Genomic DNA, 20,626 nt, shown 5'->3' with positions numbered 1-20,626 from the left:
TCAGCCTCCCTGGACGGCCGTGAGGACTTCCACACGGTCCCCCTCGGAGAGGGCCGTGGCGGACCACCGCGCGCGCGGGACGACGGTCTCGTTGAGGGCGGCGGCCACTCCGGAGGGCGCCGCGGTGAGGGACCGTACGACGGCGTCGAGGGCCGTACCGGGAGCGACCTCCCGGGATTCCCCGTTGACGGAGATGTTCATGCGGGCTGCTCCGAGAGTGCGGCGGCGCCGAAGCGCCGGGGTGTGAAGGGACGGGCCTCGTCGGGGAGTTCACCGGTGGCCAGCACATGCGCCATCGCGTCGCCGGTCACGGGCGTGAGCAGCACGCCGTTGCGGTAGTGCCCGGTCGCCAGCAGCAATCCGTCCAGCTCGGTCGGCCCGAGCAGCGGCCCGTTGTCCGGCGATCCCGGGCGCAGGCCCGCGCGGGTCTCCGTCAACGGCAGCTCGGTGATCCCGGGCACCAGCTCGTGCGCGTCCCGCAGCAGCTCGTACACGCCGCCCGCCGTCACCGTCGTGTCCCAGCCCAGCTCCTCACTGGTCGCGCCGACGACCAGCTCGCCGTTCTCCCGCGGCACCAGGTACACCTGGCTGCCGCGGACCACGGCCCGTACCGTCCGGTTCAGGAACGGCGCGTACCGCTGGGGCACGTGCAGCCGCAGCACCTGCCCCTTCACCGGCCGCACCGGCGGCAGCACCTCGTCCGGCACACCGGCGAGCCGTCCGCTGAGACTGCCGGCCGCGAGCACCACCTGCCCGGCGCCCAGCGCCGTACCCGCGCGCGTGAGGACCCCGGCGGCCCGGCCGGCCACCACGGACAGCCGTTCGGCCCAGGTCCGGTGGAAGACCACGCCCACCCGCTCGCACGCGGCCACGAGCGCGCCCGCCAGCCGCCGCGGATCGATCTGGTGGTCGCCGTCCACCCGCAGCCCACCGCGCACCCCCGGCGCGAGCATCGGCTCCAGGCGCCGGCACTCCCGCCCGGACAGCCACTCCGACTCCAGCCCCGACTGCCGTTGCAGGGCGTGCAGTTCCCGTAGATGGGCGCGGTCGTCGGCGTCCAGCGCGACCGCGAGCGTGCCCGAGCGACGGTAGCCGAGGTCGTGGCCGGTGAGCCCGGTCAGCTCGGCCGCGAAGTCCGGATAGCGGCGGGCCGACGCGAGGTTCAGGCCGAGCAGCGTCTGCTCGCCGTAGTGCAGTTCCGTGACGGCGGCCAGCATCCCGGCCGCCACCTGCGCGGCCCCGCCACCCGGTTCGGGGTCCACCACCGCCGTGGCGAACCCGCGCTGCGCGGCCCGCCACGCCGTGACGAGCCCGATGATGCCGCCCCCGATGACGAGGACGTCTGACGTACGTGAGGACATGGGCGTCCAGCCCCTCCCTTCGCCGGCATGACCCGGATCAGGTTCGTACGGTCGGAGGCCGCCAGCCTCCCTCTCAGCCCGGTGCGTCCGGGCTCCCGCGAGTGCTCTACGTTGGCCACCCTAGCCCGCCCCCGCACCACTCAGTAAGGGAGCCTCCGCCTGTGCCCCGTTCGCTCGACGGTCTCGTCCTCGCCCCCGTCGCCGACCAGGCGCCCGGCCAGGTCGGCACCCGCACCCGCTTCGCGTACCACGAGCGGGACGGCGTGATCTGGGCCGACTACGCGGGTGGCGACGTCGTGCGCGGGCACCTGGTGGGTACGCGGGAAGGAGACCGGCTCGACTTCCGGTACGTGCAGCTCGGGCAGGACGGGACGACGTCCTGCGGACACTGCGTCTCGACGGTCGTGGAACTGCCCGACGGCCGGGTGCGCCTCGACGAGACGTGGGAGTGGGAGTCGCGGCCGGGCAGCGGGACGAGCGTTGTGGAGCAGGTCACGGAGCACGACGGCTGACTGACGATTCGTCAGTTGTCTAAGGTGATCAGGTGAGTGAGCAGACGCAGGAAGAAGGCAGGGCACCCGGGCGGCGCGTGGTCGTCGTCGGCGCGGGCATGGCCGGGGTGCAGACCGCGGTCGCGCTGCGCGAACAGGGCTTCACCGGCACGGTGACCCTGATCGGGGCCGAACCCCACCAGCCCTACGACCGGCCCCCACTGTCCAAGGCCGTCCTGCTCGGCAAGGCGGAGGGCTCGGCCTTCGACGTCGACTTCGAGAGCCTCGACATCGGACTACGGCTGGGCAGCGAGGCCCTCGGCGTACGCACCGCCGACCACGAGCTGGACACCGAGGCCGGGCCCGTCCCGTACGACGTCCTCGTCCTCGCCACCGGCGCCGAACCGATCCGGCTGCCCGGCGCCGAGGGCGTGCCCGGCGTCCACCTGCTGCGCACCCTGGACGACGCCGAACGGCTGCGGCCCGTGCTCGCCCGGCAGCACGACATCGTGGTCGTCGGCGCCGGCTGGATCGGCGCCGAGTTCGCCACGGCCGCGCGCGAGGCGGGCTGCGCGGTCACCGTCGTCGAGGCCGCCGACCGGCCGCTGGCCGGCGCCCTGCCCGCCGAGGTCGCCGCCCCGATGGCCGCCTGGTACGCCGACAGCGGCACCGAACTGCGCACCGGCGCGCGCGTGGAGCGCGTCGAGCCCGGCGCGGTCGTCCTCGACGACGGCTCGCGGCTGCCCGCCGACGCCGTCGTGGTCGGCATCGGCGCCCGCCCCGCCACGGCCTGGCTGGCCGGCTCCGGCATCGAGCTGGGCACGCACGGCGAGGTCGTGGCCGACGCCCACCTGCGCACCTCCGCGCCGGACGTGTACGCGGTCGGCGACTGCGCCTCCTTCCCGTCGGGACGGTACGGCGAGCGGCTCCTCGTCCACCACTGGGACAACGCCCTCCAGGGCCCGCGCACGGTCGCCGCGAACATCCTCGCCGAGACCACCGGCGAGCCCCCGGCGGTCTACGACCCGGTCCCGTACTTCTGGTCCGAGCAGTTCGGCCGCTTCGTCCAGTACGCCGGCCACCACACCGGCGCCGACACCACCCTGTGGCGCGGCGACCCGTCCGGACCGGCCTGGACGGTCTGCTGGCTGCGCGAGGACCGTCTCGTCGCCCTCCTCGCGGTGGGCCGCCCGCGCGACCTCGCCCAGGGACGCCGGCTGATCGAGGCGGGCACACCGATGAACCCGCGGCTGCTCGTGGACCCGGCGAGACCGTTGAAGGCGGCGACGGCCTGACTTGGGGTGGGAGGAGCCGGGCGGAGGGCGGTGGCAGCCCGATCCGAGGCCGGAGGAGCCGGGTGGGATGCGGTGGCGGCCTGATCCGGGTGTGAGGAGCCGGGCGGAAAGCGGTGACGGTCCGATCCGAACGCCTTGCCGATCAGGCCCCGCCGGAGCGACCCGGCTTCCGACTGTCAGTGGCAGATGGCAGGCTTGTTCCCGTGACCGAGATTGACGCAAAGATCGATGCTCTCGTCCCCGCCTGGCTCACGCTGCCCGACATCGCCGAAATGCTCGGCGTCGAGGTGACGCGCGTCCGGCAGCTGGTCAAGGAGGGCCAGCTCATCGCCGTACGCCGTGGCGAGAACCGCGCGCTGCACGTGCCCGCCGCCTTCATCGACGGGGACAAGGTCGTCAAGGGGCTGTCCGGCACCCTGACGCTGCTGCGGGACGACGGCTTCACGGACGAAGAGATGCTCGAGTGGCTCTTCACCCCCGACCCGTCCCTGCCCGGTACGCCGGCGCAGGCCCTGAGCGAGAATCGTGGCACGGAGGTGAAGCGCCGCGCCCAGGCGCTCGCCGTCTGACCCGCTGATTCGAACAACCGCCCGGTGTACGACCGTGGCCCGCACCGCCACGGTCGTACACCACCGCCCCGGGGGGACCCACGCATGCCCGACACCGCCCGCGCCCGACTCGCCGACGCCCGCCTCTACCTCTGCACGGACGCCCGTAAGCGCCAGGGCGACCTCCCGGAGTTCCTGGACGCGGTCCTCGCGGGCGGCGTCGACATCGTCCAGCTGCGCGACAAGGGTATGGAGGCGGCCGAGGAACTGGACCACCTGAAGGTGTTCGCCGACGCCTGCGCCCGCCACGGCAAGCTGCTCGCGGTCAACGACCGCGCGGACGTGGCCCATGCCGCCGGCTCCGACGTCCTCCACCTCGGCCAGGGCGATCTGCCGGTCCCCGCGGCCCGTGCCATCCTCGGCGACCACGTCCTCATGGGCCGCTCCACGCACTCCGTGGCGGAGGCGGAGGCCGCCGCCGTCCAGGAGGGCGTGGACTACTTCTGCACCGGTCCCTGCTGGCCCACCCCCACCAAGCCCGGCCGCCCCGCCCCCGGCCTCGACCTGGTCCGTCACACCGCGTCCCTCGGCACCGACCGTCCCTGGTTCGCCATCGGCGGCATCGACCTCACCAACCTCGACGAGGTGCTGGAGGCGGGCGCCCGCCGGGTCGTGGTCGTCCGGGCGATCACGGAGGCGGAGGACCCGGGCGCCGCTGCGACGGAGTTCGCGAAGCGGCTGAGCCAGGCCTGAGCCGGGCCTGAGCCAAGCCCGAGCGGACCTGGTCGGGTCTGAGCCCGGCCGCTCCCCGGCTCCCGCATGCTGTCCAAAGGATGGACAGTAAATCGACAAATCGGGCAAATGCCCGGGATCTGGTTGGGTGACCGCCGACCCCTGGCTAACCTGCGGGTATGGCCCTCGGAACCGCATCCACCAGGACAGACCGCGCCCGCACCGTGCGTGACATCCTGGCCACCGGCAAGACGACGTACTCGTTCGAGTTCTACGCGCCGAAGACCCCCAAGGGCGAGCGGAGTCTGTGGGATGCCCTTCGCAGGGTCGAGGCGGTGGCACCCGACTTCGTCTCGGTGACCTACGGCGCCGGCGGTTCCACCCGGGCGACCACGGTCAAGGAGACGGAGCAGATCGTCGCCGACACCACCCTCACCCCGGTCGCCCACCTCACGGCCGTCGACCACTCCATCGCCGAGCTGCGCAACATCATCGGCCAGTACGCCGACGCCGGGATCCGCAACATGCTCGCCGTGCGCGGCGACCCGCCCGGCGACCCCATGGGCGAGTGGGTGCCGCACCCCCGGGGCCTCACCTACGCCGCCGAGCTCGTCCGGCTCATCAAGGAGTCGGGCGACTTCTGCGTCGGCGTCGCCGCCTTCCCCGAGATGCACCCGCGCTCCGACGACTGGGACACGGACGTACGGCACTTCGTGGACAAGTGCCGGGCCGGCGCCGACTACGCCATCACACAGATGTTCTTCCAGCCCGAGTCCTACCTACGTCTGCGCGACAGGGTGGCGGCGGCCGGCTGTGCGACCCCGGTCATCCCCGAGATCCTGCCGGTGACGAGCGTGAAGATGCTGGAGCGGCTGCCGAAGCTCAGCAACGCCCATTTCCCGGCCGCCCTGAAAGAGCGGATCCTCACAGCAAAAGACGATCCGACCGCTGTACGCTCCATTGGCATCGACTTCGCCACGGAGTTCTGCGCACGGCTGCTGTCCGAGGGAGTGCCCGGACTGCACTTCATCACGCTGAACAACTCCACGGCGACGCTGGAAATCTACGAGAACCTGGGCCTGCACCACCCGCCGCAGGCCTAGACCGGTCGCACCGACATACGACACACTGCGTAGCGGCCACTGGGAGAGGGGCGTACATGGGCTGGACGGTCCTCTACATCGCGTTCGGCATCGTCGCGCTGTGGCTGCTCGGTGAGGTGCTGCTGCAGTACAAGGCGCGGCTGCGCTGGCGGCTGCTGGCGTTCGTCGGCTTCCTCGGTGTCGTGCTGGGCGTGCTGATCCCGTCCGTCATCGTCATCGGTCTGGGCGCGGCCGCCTTCGCGGTCGGCCAGACCTACGTCACGCTGTCGTTCCGCCGTGGCTTCGCGGAGGGCTGGGCCGTCAGCCGCCCCGGCGGCGACGGCACCAAGCGCCGCCGCGGCAAGGGCGGCCGCCAGGACCCGACCCTCGAGGTCTCCGACCTGGAGCCGGCCGACGGCGGCTACGCGGACGCACCCGACGCGTTCGGCCGGGACGGCGCGGCGCCGTTCGGCGGTGACAGCGTGTCGTACGGCCAGGACAGGGACGCCTACGACGACGACCGCGACGACGTCTTCACCCCCGCGGCGCGCACCGACGACCCCACGGCCGCCGAGAGCACCGCCGTCTACGAGCCGCAGCCCATGCCCGACGACACCGGCTCCTACGGCATATACGGCGATTCCGGGTACGCGTCCGCCGGCCAGCCCCAGGACCAGTACGCGACGGCCGCCCAGGGCGCCGACCAGAACTACGGCTACGACGGCTACTCGGGCTACGGCCAGCAGCAGTACGGCTACGACACCTCCGGCGAGCAGCAGCAGTACGCCGCTTACTCCGACCCGTACATCGGCACCCAGACCTACGGCGGGGCCTCCTACGACACCGGCTACGGCCAGCAGCAGCACGCCCAGCAGGGCCAGCACGGCTACGGGCAGGACCAGTACGGCACCGGCGGCTACGGGGAGACCCCGGCCGGCGGCGTCTGGGTCCCGCAGCAGCGCACCACCGACGACCCCTTCGGCGGCGAACTCCCGCCCGAGCAGCCGTACCCCTACCAGGGCGACGGACAGCAGCAGGGACAGGGGAACGGGTTCGACGAGCAGCAGTATCGCTACTGACGATCAGCGGTAACGCTACTGACGAGCAGCGGTATCGGTACTGACGAGCAGAACATGCGGTTCTGACGATCAGCGGTATCGGTTCTGCGGGCCGTTCGGCGCTCGGAGGTCCGACCGCTCGACGCTCAGGGGGCCGCTCGGCGCTCACGGCGCGTGGCGGAGGCTCACTGCGAGCCCCGGAACTCCGGTCCCTCCACGATCAGTCCGGACACCAGCGCACCCGACATGCCCGCGTGCGGGAGACCGCCGCCCGGATGCGCCCAGCCGCCCACGGTGAACAGACCCGGCAGGGCGGTGGAGTTGGCGGGGTGCAGCAGCCGGCCTTCGCCCGCGGCCAGCGCCGGCGCCGGGACGGACCCGCCCTCCGAGCCGGTCTCCTCCGCGATGGCGGCGGGGGTGCGCACCTCGCGCCACAGGATCCGGTCCCGGAGGCCCGGGAGGGCGCGCTCGGCGGCGGTGACCAGGGCTTCCACATGGCCGACGGGTATCTCCGCCCCCGCGGGGACCACGGAGCCGACGACGACCGCCTCGTGGTCCGCGTCCGGCACCAGCGCCGGGTCGTCGGGCCGCAGGATGCTCACCGTCGGGCGCGACGGCACTCCCGGTGCCGTGCCGAAGAGGCCCGCCAGCTCGCCGTCACGGTCGTCGGTGTGCACCACCGTCCGGTGCGCGGCCCCCTGCGGACGCCCGCCACGCAGGGCGAGCAGCACGGTCACACGGCTGGGCAGGCCCTTCGGGGGCGCCACCTCGCCGTCCCCGCGCGGGGGAACGCCCGTCGCGGTACCGCGCAGTGTGCCGGGGGCGACCACGAAGTCCGCCTCGGCCACCGTCCTCCCCCCAGAGCCCAAGGCCTGCGAGGTGCCCCCGGCCAGCTCCACGCCCGCCGCCCGGCCGTCCTTCTCCAGAACCCGCGTGACCTCGGCGCCGAAGACGAACTCGACCCGGCGGGCCAGGCACCGCTCGTACACCGCGCGGGCCAGCTCCCGCATCCCGCCGCGCACGTACCACATGCCGAAGGCGTGCTCCATGTACGGCAGCACGGTCGCGCTCGCCGGGGTGACCCGGGGATCGAGGCCGTGGGCGAGCGCGTGGCTCTCCAGGAGCGCGGCGAGCCGGTCGTCACGCAGTTCCCAGGCGCCGACCTCGGCGAGCGTGCCGGCCCGGCGGGTGCGCAGCAGACGCTTGTGCGGGACCGACGGGTAGGGCTCGCGCTCGGCCAGTACCGACCAGTTCGGCCACAGGGGCTCCTCCAGGAGCGGCCGGCGCGTGCGGTCCCAGGCCTCGCGGGCCCGTACCAGGACGTCGCCCCAGCGCTGTCCGGCGCCCGCCCCCAGCGCCTCCTCCAGGGCGGAGACGACTCCCGCGCGCGAGGCGTTCGGCAGGGAGACCTCGCTGCCGTCCGCGAACACGTGCCGGGCGGACGGGTCGACCTGGGCCAGTTCGACGCACGCCTCCAGCGGCTCCTTGCCGGTCTTGAGGAACAGGTCGCGCCAGACCGCGGGCAGGGGCAGCAGGCCGGGCCCGGTGTCGAAGGAGAAGCCGTCCCGCTCGAAACGGCGCACCGCACCGCCGTACGTCTCCGTCCGCTCGTACACCGTCACCCGGTGGCCCGCGACGGCCAGCCGGGCGGCGGCCGCCAGCGCGCCCATCCCGGCGCCGATCATCGCAATCCGTGCCATGCCTGCGACTTTAACGGCCGCCACCGACAGTGACGTCGTCAGCCCGGGGGACGGGCGTCCTCGGCCCCCGGCCGAGGGAGCGGTGAGGGAGCGGTGAGGGAGTACGGGCACGGACGCGATCGTCACCAGTGGACGGCGCGGCCTCGTGGGCGCCGGTGCGCAGGTCTGAGTACGGGTACCTAGGCGGCGAGATGAGTACGCGCGCGGATGGGTGGCGACCTGCGTGAACGGGAGAGTGGAGGCACGGGAAGGGGCGCGGCTCCGGCACCGCCGACACGGGGCGGCGGAACGGCGCCGCCCCTCGACCGCTCCTTCCGCCGACCCGGTCGGCGGAAGCGAGGCACGGGGAGATCCGGGGGAACGACCGAACGGGGGACCGACGGGGGAGGAACGGGGGACGGGGGACGGGGGAACGGGGGAGCACGAGGAAGCGCCGGTTCGGGGTGGCCCGCGGGGGACGCGGCCACGGCGGACCGGCGCTTCCGTGTCACCGGCGCTTCGGTGTCACCGGCGGTGGCCGCTCACCCGCCCCTGCAACAGCCGGGACAGCGCCGCGTGGACGTCGTCCAGGGAGCGCTCCGGCTGGAAGGCCTGCCAGTCCAGGGCGGCCACCAGCACCATCCCGACCAGCGCGGCCGCCGTCAGCGGAACGTCGATCTCGTCGCTGAACTCGCCGCCCTCGATACCTTCGCGCAGCACGCCCTCCACGACGGCGACCGCCTCCTGCCGCACCACCATGAGGGTGGACTGCCAGGCCCGGTTGGTGCGCCACAGCTCGGCCACGTACAGCTGCGTGAACGCCGGGTAGCGGTCGATGAAGACGAGACCCGCGCGGATCATCGCGTCCAGGGCGTCGACCCGGCTGCCGCCCTCCCGGGCCGTGCGCTCGGCCGCCTCCCTCAGGGAGGCGGTGAGGAGGCCCACGCCGTGTCGCAGCAGCTCCTCGAAGAGGACCGACTTGCTCGCGAAGTTGTAGTAGACCGTGCCCTTGGCGACGCCGGCCCGTTCGGCGATCTCGTCCACCGTGGTGGCGGAGAAGCCCTGCTCGGCGATGAGGGTGACGGCCGCCTCGTAGAGCTTCTGCCGGGTGGCCTCGCGGCGGGTGCGACCGCCCGGCGTGGTGGTGCTTTCCATGCCCCTGATTGTCACAGGAACCCGGCTCCCCGGAGGCCGTGATCGTGTGGTCACAGGCTCAGCTCCGGGTGCAGCCGGTCCAGGGTCCACACCTGGCGGCGGCGCGCGGCCAGGGCGGTCAGCGCCAGGGCGCCCGCGGTGAAGGCGATCAGCACCACGCACGCGTGCCACACCGGTTCCAGACCGCCGCCCGAGATGAGCCGGCGCAGCGCGTCGACGACGTGACTCATCGGCAGGAACGGGTGGAGGGCGTTGAAGAAGCCGGGGCTCGTCTGCACGGGGTAGGTGCCGCCCGCGGACGTCAGCTGGAGCATCAGCAGGGCGAGGACGAGGATCCGGCCCGCCGCGCCGAAGCGCGCGTTGAGCCACTGCACCAGGGCCGCGAAGCAGGCCGTCACCAGGAACAGGAAGCCCACCGTCCCGGCCGCCCGCGCCATCTCCAGGCCGACCGCCCAGTGCAGCACCGCCATCAGGGCCGTCGTCTGCAGCACCCCGATCGCCACCACCGGCAGCCAGCCGGCCAGCGCGATCCGCCACGCCGAGGCGCCCGCGGCGAGCGCGCGCCGGTTCATCGGCGCGATCAGCATGTACGCCACCATCGCGCCCACCCACAGCGACAGCGGGATGAAGTACGGGGCGAACCCGGTGCCGTAGTTGGGCGCCTTGTGCAGGTCCTGGGTGGCGAGCCGCACCGGGTCGGCCATGACGGCGGTGCGCGCGTCGCGGTCCCGCCGGTCGTAGTCGGGGATCCGCTCGGCGCCGTCGTGCAGACCGCCGGCGAGTTTCACGGAGCCGTCGACCAGCTTGTACATGCCGCCGCTGAGGTCGTCGGCGCCCGTCTTGAGCTTGCCGACGCCCTCGTCGAGGTCCTCGGCGCCGGTCTTGGCGGTGCCGAGACCGGTGTGCAGCTTCTTGGCGCCCGCCGCGACCTTGGCGGCCCCCTTGTTCAGCGCGTTGATCCTGGACACGGCGTCGTCGAGGTCCTCGGAGAGGTGCGGGGCCCGGTCGGCGAGCGCCTGCGCCTGCTTCTGGAGCGTGCCGAGGTGGGTGCGGAGCGTCTTCAGGTCGCCGTCCTGGTCGGCGACGACGGTGTTGACGTCGTCGGCGACCGACGCGACGTCGGCGGCCGCGTCCCTGGCCTTCTTCAGGTCGGCGCAGGCGGCGTCGGGCAGCACCGGGGTCTCGCAGCGCGCCTCGTGGACGCCGGCCAGCGTGTCCGAGGCCGTGTGGGCACCCTTGGCGGCGACCGGCGCGGTCCTGACCAGGGTGGCGAGGTGACCGCGGATCACCTCGGCGGAGTCGGCGACCAGCTGGGCGGTGTCCCCGATGGTCTTCTCGTTGTCCTCCAGGAAGGGCCCCACCTTGTCGGCGGCGCCGTTGACCTTGTCGGCGAGCGTCTGCGTGCCGTCCGCGACCTTCTGCGAGCCGCTCTCCAGGTCGTCGGCGCCCTTGTTGAGCTTCGTCAGGCCCTTGGACAGCTTGCCGCTGCCCGTCGCGGCGTCCGTCAGCCCGTCGGCGAGGTCCTGGGAGCCCTTCTCCGCCTTCCCGATGCCGCCCTTGAGCTTGTCGGCTCCGTCGGCGGCCTCCACCGTCTTGCCGTGGATGTCGGAGAACGAGATGAAGATCCTGTCCAGGAAGGACCGTGACGCCTTCGTCGACGCGGCCGTGCGCACCTCGCTGAAGACCGTGCGCGAGATCTGCCCGACGATGTAGTTGTTCGCGTCGTTCGTGCGCACCTGGAGCGCGCTCGTCTCGGGGGAGTCGCCCGCGCTGGAGGCGATCCGCCTGCTGAAGTCGGCGGGCATCGTCAGCGACAGGTAGTACGTCCCGTCCTCCACGCCCGCGCGTGCCTGTGCGGCACTCACCTCGTGCCAGTCGAAGACCTCGCTGTCGCGCAGCCCTTCGCTGATGTCGTCGCCGGCGGTGATCCTCCTGCCGCCCGCGGTCGCGCCCTCGTCGTCGTTCACCAGCGCCACGGGGACGCGGTCGAGACGGCCGTACGGGTCCCAGAAGGACCACAGGTACAGCGCGCCGTAGAGCAGGGGCAGCAGCAGGAGCGCCACCAGGGCGGCACGGGGGAGCTTCCCCCGGCCGAAGCGGCGCAGCTCAAGCGCGGCCAGTTTCGGCGAGCGCATCCGGCGTGTCCTCCTTGTCGACGTTCTCGTCCGTCGTCGTCGTTGTCGCCGCCGCCGTCCCGTGCGTTTCCGGCGTCGCGTGGTCGCTGTCGTGGGTGGAGACCGTGACGGCGCCCTCGGGGGCCTCGCCGCACACCGCGACGACCGTCGTGCCGGCCTCGGTGAGGGACGTGAACAGGGCCCGGACCTCGGCGCGTTCGGCCTCGGACAGCTTCAGATCGGCGTCGTCGACACCGAGCAGCCGAGGACGGCCCACGAGGGCCAGCGCCACCGACAGCCGCAGCGCCTCGATCCGCTCCAGATCGCGTACGGCGGTCCGCGCGCCCTTGGGCAGGGCCTCCCGGTCGAGCCCCGCCGCGGTCAGCGCGGCGTCCACGCGCAGCCGGGTCTCGTCGGCCTTCTCCGCGCGCGGCCGCAGCAACTCCCGTACGGAGCCGCCGTACCGCCGCTCCAGCAGCGCCCGTTCCCTCAGGTGCTCGCCGACGGTCAGGGCCGGGTCGAGGTCGGTGACTCCGGCGACGTGGGCCAGGGCGCTGATCCGGCGGACCGCCGCCAACTGCTTCGGCAGCCGTGCCGTGCCCACGGTCGCCGTGCCCTCCGTGGCCCTCATCCGTCCCGTGAGCGCGAGCAGCAGGCTCGTCCTTCCGGTTCCGGACGGTCCTTCGATCACGATCAGCGAGCCCGGCTGCGCGTCGAGGCCGACGCCCCGGAACGCCCACCCGCGGGGGCCCCGGAGCCCGAATCCCTCGGCTGTGACGCCGACTCCTTCCACAGTTCCCCCTGCGGCCGGAAAATTGAACTGACTGGTCAGTGCAAAAACTAGCCCGAACCTTCGCTCGAAGCAAAAGCCCAGGTCAGAACGGATTGTCAGTGGCATACCGCACGATGGGCGCATACGGCACCCCGAAGAGGACGTGCCGTCACACAGACGACAGGAGGTTCGTCATGGCCAGCTACCACGCAGCAGCCGCCCGCCGGCGCCGCGCCACCGGCCCTGCCCCCTCACTGACCGGTCCGGCGAGCGACGTGCACCCCGTGCTGCGCCGGACCACCGCCCCGCCCGCCGCCCTGGACCTGCTCGCCCAGGCCCGCGCCGGCCTGGAGGAGGCGACCGTCCTCGAAACCCCCAACGAGCGGTACGCCACGGCCCACCTCGCCGCCCTGCGCACCGCCGCCGCCGTGCTCGCCGCGCGGGGCCGGCCGGAGCCATCGCCCCGGCGCCGGGCCCGCATCAGGAGCGCCTGGGAAGTGCTCCCCGAGATCGCGCCCGAACTCACCGAGTGGAGCGCGCTGTTCGCCTCCGGAGCCCGGCGCCGCGCCCGGGCCGAGGCCGGCATCCAGGGCGCGGCCAGCCGCCGGGACGCCGACGACCTGATACGCGACGTGGCGATGTTCCTCCGCCTCGTGGAGCGCATGCTGGTCCTCCAGCCGATCCTGCCCCAGCCCCGCCACCAGGAGGGCGAGGCCCCGGACACTCCGGACGGCGATCGGGAGATGCCGGACGCGGGGTGAGCAGGGACATCAGGGGCACCCCTGACCGGCCTTCCGCGGTGCGGCGGCGAGCGAAGTGTCCGACCCACCGGGAGCGGGCCGACGGGCCGAGCGCCGGCGCGGTGCCCACGGGGGACTCCGGGCCCTGCCCGGGACCCCGGGCCCGCCGGGATTCCGACCCCCGGGGATGTGGGGTCGGCCGGGGGCTCTGGGTCGGCGGGACTCGGGACGCGGCTGAGGACTGCGATGCCGCCTGGGGCTGCGGGTCGGCCGAGGACTCCGGGGCGCCGGGGGTTCCACGACTCCGGGGGCTACGGGGTCGGCCGGGCACCAGGCCGGCCGGGACTCAGGACGCGGCTGAGGACTCGATGCCGCCGGGGACTGCGGGCAGGCCGGGGACTGCGGGCCGGCCGGGATTCCACGCCTTTGGGACGACGGGACTGGCCGGGACTCCAGGCCCGGGACCCGACCGAGGACTCCACGTCACCGAGGGCTCCGGGCCCCGCCGGGGAATCCGGGCCCGACAGGACTTCAGGTACGCACGGGACTTCAGGCCCGCGCAGGACTTCATGCCCGCGCAGGACTCCGGGCCCGCGCAGGACTCCGGGCCCGCGCAGTGACTCCGGGCCCGCGCAGGACTCCGCGCCCCGCCCGGGACTCCCGACCCCGCTGAGGGCTCCCGGCCTGTCGAGGGCTCCAGGCCGGCCCCACGAGCCCCACATCCCGTGCCCACCGCGGTGACCAGGCGAGGTGTCCGAGGCAATAGGGTGGAAGGGCCTGAAGCCTTCCCTCCTCCCGCAGTCGGGGCCGGGGAGGCGCCCCGTTCGCTCCGCCGCGCAAGAGGCGGTGCCGCGCCGAGGAGTCAACTGCCGTGTCGGACCCGATGCGCCCCCGCGCCTCTCTCCGTACCGCCGTGGTCTGGGAGGTCCTCCAGGACGCCCTCGACCGCCGCGTCAAGGCCACGGGTCGTGAGTCGCTGGACGTCCTCGACACCGGGGGCGGCAGCGGCAACTTCGCGGTGCCCGTCGCCCGCCTCGGGCACCGGGTCACCGTCGTCGACCCCAGTCCCAACGCGCTGTTCGCCCTGGAGCGCCGCGCCGCCGAAGCCGGCGTCGCCGACCGCGTGCAGGGCGTGCAGGGAGACGCCCACGGCCTCTTCGACGTCGTCGAGCGCGGCGGCTACGACGCCGTCCTGTGCCACGGCGTCCTGGAGTACGTCGACGACCCGGCCGAAGGCGTCCGCAACGCGGTGGCCGCACTGCGCTCCGAAGGCGTCCTCAGCCTGCTCGCCGCCGGCCTCGGCGGAGCCGTGCTCGCACGTGCCCTCGCCGGCCACTTCAAGGAGGCCCGCCAGGCCCTCGCCGACCCGGACGGCCGCTGGGGCGAGGGCGACCCCGTACCGCACCGCTTCACCGCCGAGCAGCTCACCGCGCTGGTCGAGGGCGCCGGCCTCAGCGTCGGCGCGGTGCACGGCGTCCGCGTCTTCGCCGACCTCGTCCCCGGTGTGCTCGTGGACACCGAGCCCGGCGCCCTGGAGGCCCTGCTGAAGCTGGAGGAGGCGGCGGCGGAACTGCCCGCCTTCCACTCCGTCGCCACGCAGCTCCATGTGCTCGGTGAGACCCGAGGAGCTGACGGGGCCTGAGTCGCCTCCCGGGGTGCGCCGCTGATCAGCGGCTTGGCTGCACATGGAGTACGCCACAGGCCCTCCGTTCGGGCGCTGTGCGCCGTATGATCGAGGGAGACCGCCCGGCATGACGGGTCGGCCGCTGGGGAATGGAGATGTCAGCGGGCCGGCACGTCCATGGCGGGCTCCGGTTGGCCAAATGGCGTAGAGGGGCGGGTTTCACGGGGGCGATTCCCTGCCTATCCTGAAGGGACCCCCCGGGTCGCCCCGGCGACTGCACGATGAGGAGGACTCCGTGCCGCTCTCGGAGCACGAGCAGCGCATGCTCGAGCAGATGGAGCGAGCGCTGTACGCCGAAGATCCCAAGTTCGCGTCGGCGCTTGAGGGAAGCGGGCTGCGTACGTACACCCGGCGGCGGGTCTACCAGGCAGTCGCGGGCTTCCTCGTGGGTATCGCGCTCCTCATGGCCGGTATGGTCGCCAAGCAGGTCTGGCTCAGTGTGGTGGGCTTCCTCGTCATGCTGGGGTGCGCGGTTCTCGCCGTGACCGGCTGGCGCAAGGCCCCCAAGCCGGGTGAACAGCCGACGGGTGCCCCGCAGGCTCGCGGTCAGGGACGGCCGAAGCGCTCCATGATGGACCGTATCGAGCAGCGCTGGCAGCGCCGCCGTGACGAACAGGGCGGCCAGGGCCACTGACCTCGGCACCGGCTCCCGGCAGCGTCATACATCGACGTCCGTGAGGGGGTGACCACCCAGCCGGGTGGTCACCCCCTCACGTATGCGCTCGCGCCGCCGGGCACGTATCGCTCGCGCCGCCGGGCTCGCCCGCACGGCAGCACACCGCGCGGGTTCGGCCCTCGCCCCGCACGCACCCCGCACAGCGTTCACCCCGCACAGCGTTCGGCCCCCGCCCCGGGGATTCCTCCCGGGACGGGGGCCGAACGCCGCACTCCCACCGGCCGGCCAGGCCGGCTCAGCCGCCCTCGTGCCCCGAGGGCGACAGGCGGCGCATCAGCGTCGCCAGCCGGGCCGCCCAGGCCGCCTTCACGGCCGTCCAGCGGTCGGTCAGGTCCCAGACCGCACGGACGGCCGAACGCGGTGCGACGACCGCCCGCAGCCGGGTGCGCCGACTGACCCGCGCCCGCAGGGCCATCCGCACCTCGCGCACATCGTCCGCAAGGCCCGCCTCGGTCCGCGGCTGCGGCGCGTACAGCACCTGCTCCACGGCACCGGCCACCCGGTGCACCGAACCGGCCACCGCTTCGTCCAGCTCACCGAGCCGCACGATCCGCTCGGCCGCCCGCCGGGGCGTCAGCGCCTCGTCGGGCACGATGCCGTAGTCCCAGGCCGTGTCGGTGAGCTCGCGCCAGACCGCCAGGACATGCCGGACGGCCGCCTCCGCGGCCTCGTCCGACGGCACGTCCAGCAACACCGCCGGACCCGCGTCGACGTCCGGCTGCCCGCCGCGGTCCTCACGCGGTCCCGGATCCACCCCGGTCACCGCGGACCCGGCGTGCTGGGCCGACGCCAGCCGCACCGAGCGCCGTCTCAGCCGCCACAGCATCGGCAGCAGGGGAAGGAGCAGTACCCCCGCCCCCAACAGCGTCCACCCGGCGATCTTGTACCACGGTGTGCCGCCGCCGCCCTGCTCCCCCTCGTCCAGCGGCAGCGCGCTGGCGCAGCCGTCGAGCCTCTTGTCGTCCGCCGAGCAGCTCGTGCTCGCCGACGGCTCGGCCGACGGCGCGGCGTCCGCCGAACGCGTGGCCTCCGGCAGCTCCGGAACGGCGTTGCCCGGGGTGTCCGGGAGGGTGTACGTGGGCGTCGTGCCACGGGTCGGGGTCGGCTCGAAGCGGGTCCAGCCCACGCCCTCGAAATACAGCTCCGGCCAGGCGTGGGCGTCCTTCAGGCCCACCGCCACCGACCCGTCCGCCTGCGGCGAGCCGGGCGCGAAGCCCACCGCTACCCGGGCCGGTATGCCCAGCGTGCGGGCCATCGCCGCCATCGCGAACGAGAAGTGGACGCAGAAGCCCTGCTTGTCGCGCAGGAAGCGGCCTATCGCGTCCGTGCCGCTGCCGACCTCGACCTCGGTGTCGTACTCGAAGCCGCCCGTCACCGCGAAGTAGTCCTGGAGCTTGACCGCCCGCTCGTAGTCGTTCGTCGAGCCCTCGGTCACCTCGCGGGCGGTGCGCGACACCACCGCCGGCAGGGAGTCCGGCACCTCGGTGTACTCGCTCCGCACCGAGTCGGGAGCCTCCCGGGCCGCGGCCAGCTGCCGTGCCGTCGGCCGCACCTCGAGGCTGTTGACCTCGTACGTCTTGCCGCGTGTGGTCTGGTCGTGGTCGCCGACGAGGGTCATGCCGACCGGCTCGTACCGCCAGTTGCCGCTGACCTCGACACCGCTCGGCGGGTACGGCATCGGCAGCCAGTCCTGGGCGTACCAGTCGGCGGCCGATATCCGGGTCGTGATCTGCGAGCGCTGGACGTCCGAGCCCAGGCCGGGGGGCGTGGGCAGCTCGTCCGGCACGGCGACGATGTTCCGCTTCGACGGCTTCCACGTGGTGCCGTCGAAGTCGTCCAGCGAGACGATCCGCAGGTACAGGTCCGAGATGTCGCCGGAGGTGGTGCGCAGGGTCAGGACCGTGCGGTCCTCGTCCACGTTCAGGCTGTCGCGCAGGGAGACCAGCGGGTTGACCGCGGAGATCGTGCCCCCGCTGCCGTTGCCCGCGCTCACCCCCGTGCCGGCGCCGTCCAGCAGGCCGCCGTCGATCGCGGGCAGCGGGAGCAGCGGCACCACCAGGGCCACGCCCAGGGCGACCGCGCCGATGCGCCGCCCGGTGCGCACCGGGGCCACCGGGCCGGGCGGCCCGCCCGGGGCGCCGCCGAAGACGCGGCCCCACTGCGAGAGCCGCTCCCGGCCCTCGGCGAGGAGCAGCATCAGGTACCCGGCGGCGGCGACCAGGAACCACAGCCAGTCGGCGCCTCCGTCGGACAGGCCGGCGGCGATCGAGTACAGCGCGAGCAGTGGCAGGCCGGCCGGGGCCGCGTTGCGGAAGGTCACCGCGAGGGTGTCCACCGCGAGGCCGATCACCAGCACACCGCCGACCATCATCAGCCGTATGCCGTCGGAGAGCGGGGCCGGTATCGCGTACCGCCCCACGTCGTCCGCACCCGACCGGAGCAGGTCGGCGAAGTGCTGGAAGGCCTCCGGGCCGGGGATCAGCCCGACGACGGCGTGCTCGCGGGCGAAGACCAGGGTGAGCAGCATCAGCGTGACCAGGGTCTGGGCCAGCGCGGTCAGCGGCCGGGCCAGCGGAACCCGCCGGGCCGCCGCGCCCACTGCCGACTGGACCGCCAGCAGGAACGCCGCCTGGAGGATCCAGGTCGCCGGGTCGACCAGGGGCAGCAGGGCACACGAGGCCATCAGCGTGGCCGCCGCCGAGCACAGCGTGAGTCGCGCCCGCCCGCTCATGATCCCGCCTCCCTTCTGCTCGTCCCGCCCGCCGTCACCACGCCGGAGCGCTCCCGGTCCGCCTGGCGCCACAGCTCGGTCAGCGGAGCGCCGCGCGGCACGCTCACGGCCGTCCAGCCCGCCTCGCGCAGCATCCGCAGCCGCTCCTCCGTCCTGTTCATCGGATCGGACACGTCGTTCGGTTCACGCCCCCAGCTGTCGCCGTCCAGCAGGAACGCGACCGCGCCCCCGCTGCGCTGGCGCATCTTCGCGGCCACCGCGGCCTGCTCCTCGTCGAGGTCCCCGAGGAAGGCCACCAGCAGCCCCTCGTTGCCCCCGCGCAGCACGTCGTAGGCCCGCGACAGGCCGGTGCCGTCGGAGTGGTCGATCACCGCGAGGGTGTCCATCATCAGCCCGGCGGCGTCCGCCGACTCCTGGTTCGCCCCGGCGAAGCCGTCGGCGCCCTCACCGGGCACCGAGTTGCCCGTGTCGGTCAGCAGCCGCACGGAGAAACCCCGCTCCAGCATGTGCACCAGCACCGACGCGGTGGCCGAGACCGCCCACTCGAAGGCCGAGTCGGGGCCCGCACCCCCGAAGGCCGGGCCGCGGGTGTCCAGCAGCACCGTGCAGCGCGAGCGCTGGGGCTGCTCCTCGCGGCGCACCATCAGCTCGCCGTAACGGGCCGTGGAGCGCCAGTGCACGCGGCGCAGGTCGTCGCCGTAGCGGTACCCGCGCGGGATGACGTCGTCCTCGCCGGCCAGCGCCAGCGAACGCTGCCGCCCTTCGCCGTACCCCTTGGCCTCGCCGGTCAGCCGGACCGGCGGCAGGGGCTCCACCCGCGGGATCACCGTCAGCGTGTCGTACGTGGAGAAGGAGCGGGTCAGCTCGCACATGCCGAACGGGTCGTTCAACCGGAGCTGGAGCGGGCCCAGCGGGTAGCGGCCGCGCAGGTCGGAGCGGACCCGGTAGGACACCTCGCGGCGGCCGCCCGCCTCCACCCGGTCCAGGACGAAGCGGGGGCGCGGGCCGAGCACGTACGGCACCCGGTCCTGGAGCATCAGCAGGCCCGTGGGCAGCCGGGAGACGTTGTCCATGCGCAGGTGGACGCGGGCCTCGCTGCCGGCGGGCACGCGCGCGGGGGACAGCCGGCGGCTGCCGGCGACCCGGTAGCGGGTGCGGTAGACGACGGCCGCGCACACGAGGGGGAGCGCGGCCAGCAGCAGTCCGACCCGCAGCAGGTCGGGCTGCCCGAGGACGTACGCGCAGATGGCGGCCGCTATGCCGGCGGCCAGGAAGGAGCGGCCGCGGGTGGTGAGGCCGGCCAGGGCGGTGCGTGCGCCGCCCTTCTCGCCGCGCCCGGTCTCCGCCTGTCCGGTCGCTCCGGAGGTCATCACAGCCTCCGCGGCTGCTGGCCGTAGGCCTGCGCACCGTCGCCCAGGCCGTAGGCACGCTGCTGCTGGGGGGTCGCGGGCACCGGCGTGCGCTGGAGGATCTCCTCGACGACCTGCTCCGAGGTACGTCGGTTGAGCTGGGCCTGCGCGGTGGGCAGCAGGCGGTGGGCCAGGACGGCCACGGCGAGGTTCTGCACGTCGTCCGGGAGCGCGTAGTCCCGGCCGCCGAGGGCGGCGGACGCCTTCGCCGCGCGCAGCAGGTGCAGCGTCGCGCGCGGGGAGGCGCCGAGTCTGAGGTCGGGGTGGGTGCGCGTGGCGGCGACCAGATCGACCGCGTACCGCCGGACCGCCTCGGCGACGTGGACCCCGCGGACGGCGTCGACCAGCTTCACTATCTCGTGCGCGTGGGCCACCGGCTGGAGGTCGTCCAGGGGGCTGGCACCGCCGTGCACGTCGAGCATCTGCAGCTCGGCCTCGGGGCTCGGATAGCCGATGGAGACACGGGCCATGAAGCGGTCGCGCTGCGCCTCGGGCAGCGGGTAGGTGCCCTCCATCTCGACCGGGTTCTGGGTGGCCACCACCATGAAGGGGCTGGGCAGCTCGTAGGACTGCCCGTCGATCGTGACCTGGCGTTCCTCCATGGACTCCAGCAGCGCGGACTGCGTCTTCGGCGAGGCGCGGTTGATCTCGTCGCCGATCACGATCTGCGCGAAGATCGCGCCCGGCTTGAACTCGAAGTCACGGCGCTGCTGGTCCCAGATCGACACGCCGGTGATGTCCGACGGCAGCAGGTCGGGGGTGAACTGGATGCGCCGCACGGAACAGTCGATGGACCGGGCCAGCGCCTTCGCCAGCATCGTCTTGCCGACGCCGGGGACATCCTCGATCAGAAGATGCCCCTCGGCGAGCAGCACGGTCAGCGAAAGCCGAACGACCTCGGGCTTGCCCTCGATCACTCCTTCCACCGAACTGCGGACACGCTCCACAGTGGCGGTCAGATCAGTGAGGCTCGCTCGATCGTCATAGGTCGTCACCCGGCCCTCCTCGGCCCGTTCTTTCCGGGCCGGCGCTCTGCTGTGCGGACGGCCCACCCCGAAACACGGACACCACGCGAGTTCCGCGTGACGCCACTCGAGCA

18 protein-coding genes and 1 riboswitch are annotated in these 20,626 nt (G+C 73.5%); of the genes, 9 read left to right on the top strand and 9 right to left on the bottom strand.

The annotated features are described in order from the left end of the window. Together thiS and thiO are read right to left on the bottom strand one after the other, a co-directional pair. A complete protein-coding gene (gene thiS, locus ACF1A1_RS01965) occupies positions 1 to 201 on the bottom strand; it encodes a sulfur carrier protein ThiS (protein WP_391644414.1) in 201 nt (66 codons plus the stop codon). Then, on the bottom strand, positions 198 to 1,361 hold the full coding sequence (gene thiO / locus ACF1A1_RS01960) for a glycine oxidase ThiO (RefSeq protein WP_391644412.1): 1,164 nt from the start codon (positions 1,359 to 1,361) through the stop codon (positions 198 to 200). The genes thiS and thiO overlap by 4 nt, the downstream gene beginning before the upstream one ends. Beyond that, positions 1,359 to 1,470: riboswitch (TPP riboswitch) on the bottom strand. Its footprint overlaps the gene before it by 3 nt. A 52-nt stretch (positions 1,471 to 1,522) precedes the next feature. Here thiO and ACF1A1_RS01955 point away from each other — a divergent pair. From ACF1A1_RS01955 to ACF1A1_RS01930, 6 genes are all read left to right on the top strand, one after another. Then, on the top strand, positions 1,523 to 1,873 hold the full coding sequence (locus tag ACF1A1_RS01955) for a hypothetical protein (RefSeq protein WP_391644410.1): 351 nt from the start codon (positions 1,523 to 1,525) through the stop codon (positions 1,871 to 1,873). A gap of 32 nt (positions 1,874 to 1,905) precedes the next feature. Beyond that, a complete protein-coding gene (locus ACF1A1_RS01950; protein WP_391644408.1) occupies positions 1,906 to 3,147 on the top strand; it encodes an NAD(P)/FAD-dependent oxidoreductase in 1,242 nt (413 codons plus the stop codon). A gap of 203 nt (positions 3,148 to 3,350) precedes the next feature. Further along, positions 3,351 to 3,716, top strand: coding sequence for an Rv2175c family DNA-binding protein (locus ACF1A1_RS01945; RefSeq protein WP_004001914.1), 366 nt, complete (start codon positions 3,351 to 3,353; stop codon positions 3,714 to 3,716). 84 nt (positions 3,717 to 3,800) lie between these two features. Beyond that, a complete protein-coding gene (gene thiE, locus ACF1A1_RS01940) occupies positions 3,801 to 4,448 on the top strand; it encodes a thiamine phosphate synthase (RefSeq protein ID WP_391644406.1) in 648 nt (215 codons plus the stop codon). A 158-nt stretch (positions 4,449 to 4,606) separates the two neighbouring features. Beyond that, positions 4,607 to 5,530 (top strand): methylenetetrahydrofolate reductase [NAD(P)H], encoded by a 924-nt coding sequence (gene metF, locus ACF1A1_RS01935; RefSeq protein ID WP_391644404.1) that lies wholly within the window; start codon positions 4,607 to 4,609, stop codon positions 5,528 to 5,530. 56 nt (positions 5,531 to 5,586) lie between these two features. Further along, a complete protein-coding gene (locus tag ACF1A1_RS01930) occupies positions 5,587 to 6,588 on the top strand; it encodes a hypothetical protein (protein WP_391644402.1) in 1,002 nt (333 codons plus the stop codon). Positions 6,589 to 6,752: 164 nt separating this feature from the next. Here the strand turns inward: ACF1A1_RS01930 and ACF1A1_RS01925 are convergent, their stop codons facing one another. The 4 genes from ACF1A1_RS01925 to ACF1A1_RS01910 form a co-directional block, all read right to left on the bottom strand. After that, entirely contained in the window at positions 6,753 to 8,267 is a 1,515-nt protein-coding gene (locus ACF1A1_RS01925) for a phytoene desaturase family protein (protein ID WP_391644400.1), read from the bottom strand. 504 nt (positions 8,268 to 8,771) lie between these two features. After that, entirely contained in the window at positions 8,772 to 9,401 is a 630-nt protein-coding gene (locus ACF1A1_RS01920) for a TetR/AcrR family transcriptional regulator (protein WP_391644398.1), read from the bottom strand. Between the two features lie 50 nt (positions 9,402 to 9,451). Then, a complete protein-coding gene (locus tag ACF1A1_RS01915) occupies positions 9,452 to 11,536 on the bottom strand; it encodes a YhgE/Pip family protein (protein ID WP_391644396.1) in 2,085 nt (694 codons plus the stop codon). Further along, positions 11,508 to 12,308: an ATP-binding cassette domain-containing protein gene (locus tag ACF1A1_RS01910; RefSeq protein ID WP_391644394.1), complete on the bottom strand. Its 801-nt coding sequence runs from the start codon at positions 12,306 to 12,308 to the stop codon at positions 11,508 to 11,510. The genes ACF1A1_RS01915 and ACF1A1_RS01910 overlap by 29 nt, the downstream gene beginning before the upstream one ends. 173 nt (positions 12,309 to 12,481) lie before the next feature. Between ACF1A1_RS01910 and ACF1A1_RS01905 the strand changes: the two genes are divergently transcribed. From ACF1A1_RS01905 to ACF1A1_RS01895, 3 genes are all read left to right on the top strand, one after another. Next, positions 12,482 to 13,048: an SAV_6107 family HEPN domain-containing protein gene (locus ACF1A1_RS01905; RefSeq protein WP_391644392.1), complete on the top strand. Its 567-nt coding sequence runs from the start codon at positions 12,482 to 12,484 to the stop codon at positions 13,046 to 13,048. 850 nt (positions 13,049 to 13,898) lie between these two features. Then, positions 13,899 to 14,669 (top strand): methyltransferase, encoded by a 771-nt coding sequence (locus tag ACF1A1_RS01900; RefSeq protein ID WP_391644390.1) that lies wholly within the window; start codon positions 13,899 to 13,901, stop codon positions 14,667 to 14,669. 277 nt (positions 14,670 to 14,946) lie between these two features. After that, positions 14,947 to 15,345, top strand: a complete 399-nt coding sequence (locus tag ACF1A1_RS01895) for a DUF3040 domain-containing protein (RefSeq protein WP_391644388.1) — start codon at positions 14,947 to 14,949, stop codon at positions 15,343 to 15,345. 277 nt (positions 15,346 to 15,622) lie between these two features. Here the strand turns inward: ACF1A1_RS01895 and ACF1A1_RS01890 are convergent, their stop codons facing one another. From ACF1A1_RS01890 to ACF1A1_RS01880, 3 genes are read right to left on the bottom strand one after another with little or no spacing between them, the layout of a single operon-like run. After that, complete coding sequence (locus ACF1A1_RS01890; RefSeq protein ID WP_391644386.1) at positions 15,623 to 18,118, bottom strand: DUF3488 and DUF4129 domain-containing transglutaminase family protein; 2,496 nt, start codon at positions 18,116 to 18,118, stop codon at positions 15,623 to 15,625. After that, on the bottom strand, positions 18,115 to 19,488 hold the full coding sequence (locus tag ACF1A1_RS01885; RefSeq protein WP_391644384.1) for a DUF58 domain-containing protein: 1,374 nt from the start codon (positions 19,486 to 19,488) through the stop codon (positions 18,115 to 18,117). Before ACF1A1_RS01885 ends, ACF1A1_RS01890 begins: the two co-directional genes overlap by 4 nt. Then, positions 19,488 to 20,522: an AAA family ATPase gene (locus ACF1A1_RS01880; RefSeq protein WP_391644382.1), complete on the bottom strand. Its 1,035-nt coding sequence runs from the start codon at positions 20,520 to 20,522 to the stop codon at positions 19,488 to 19,490. Before ACF1A1_RS01880 ends, ACF1A1_RS01885 begins: the two co-directional genes overlap by 1 nt. Between the last annotated feature and the right edge of the window lie 104 nt (positions 20,523 to 20,626).

This window comes from Streptomyces sp. NPDC014995 (genome assembly GCF_043080745.1).
Classification (GTDB): Bacteria; Actinomycetota; Actinomycetes; order Streptomycetales; family Streptomycetaceae; genus Streptomyces.
The sequence above is the reverse complement of the archived record's forward strand: the minus strand, read 5'-3'. Positions and strand labels throughout refer to the sequence as shown.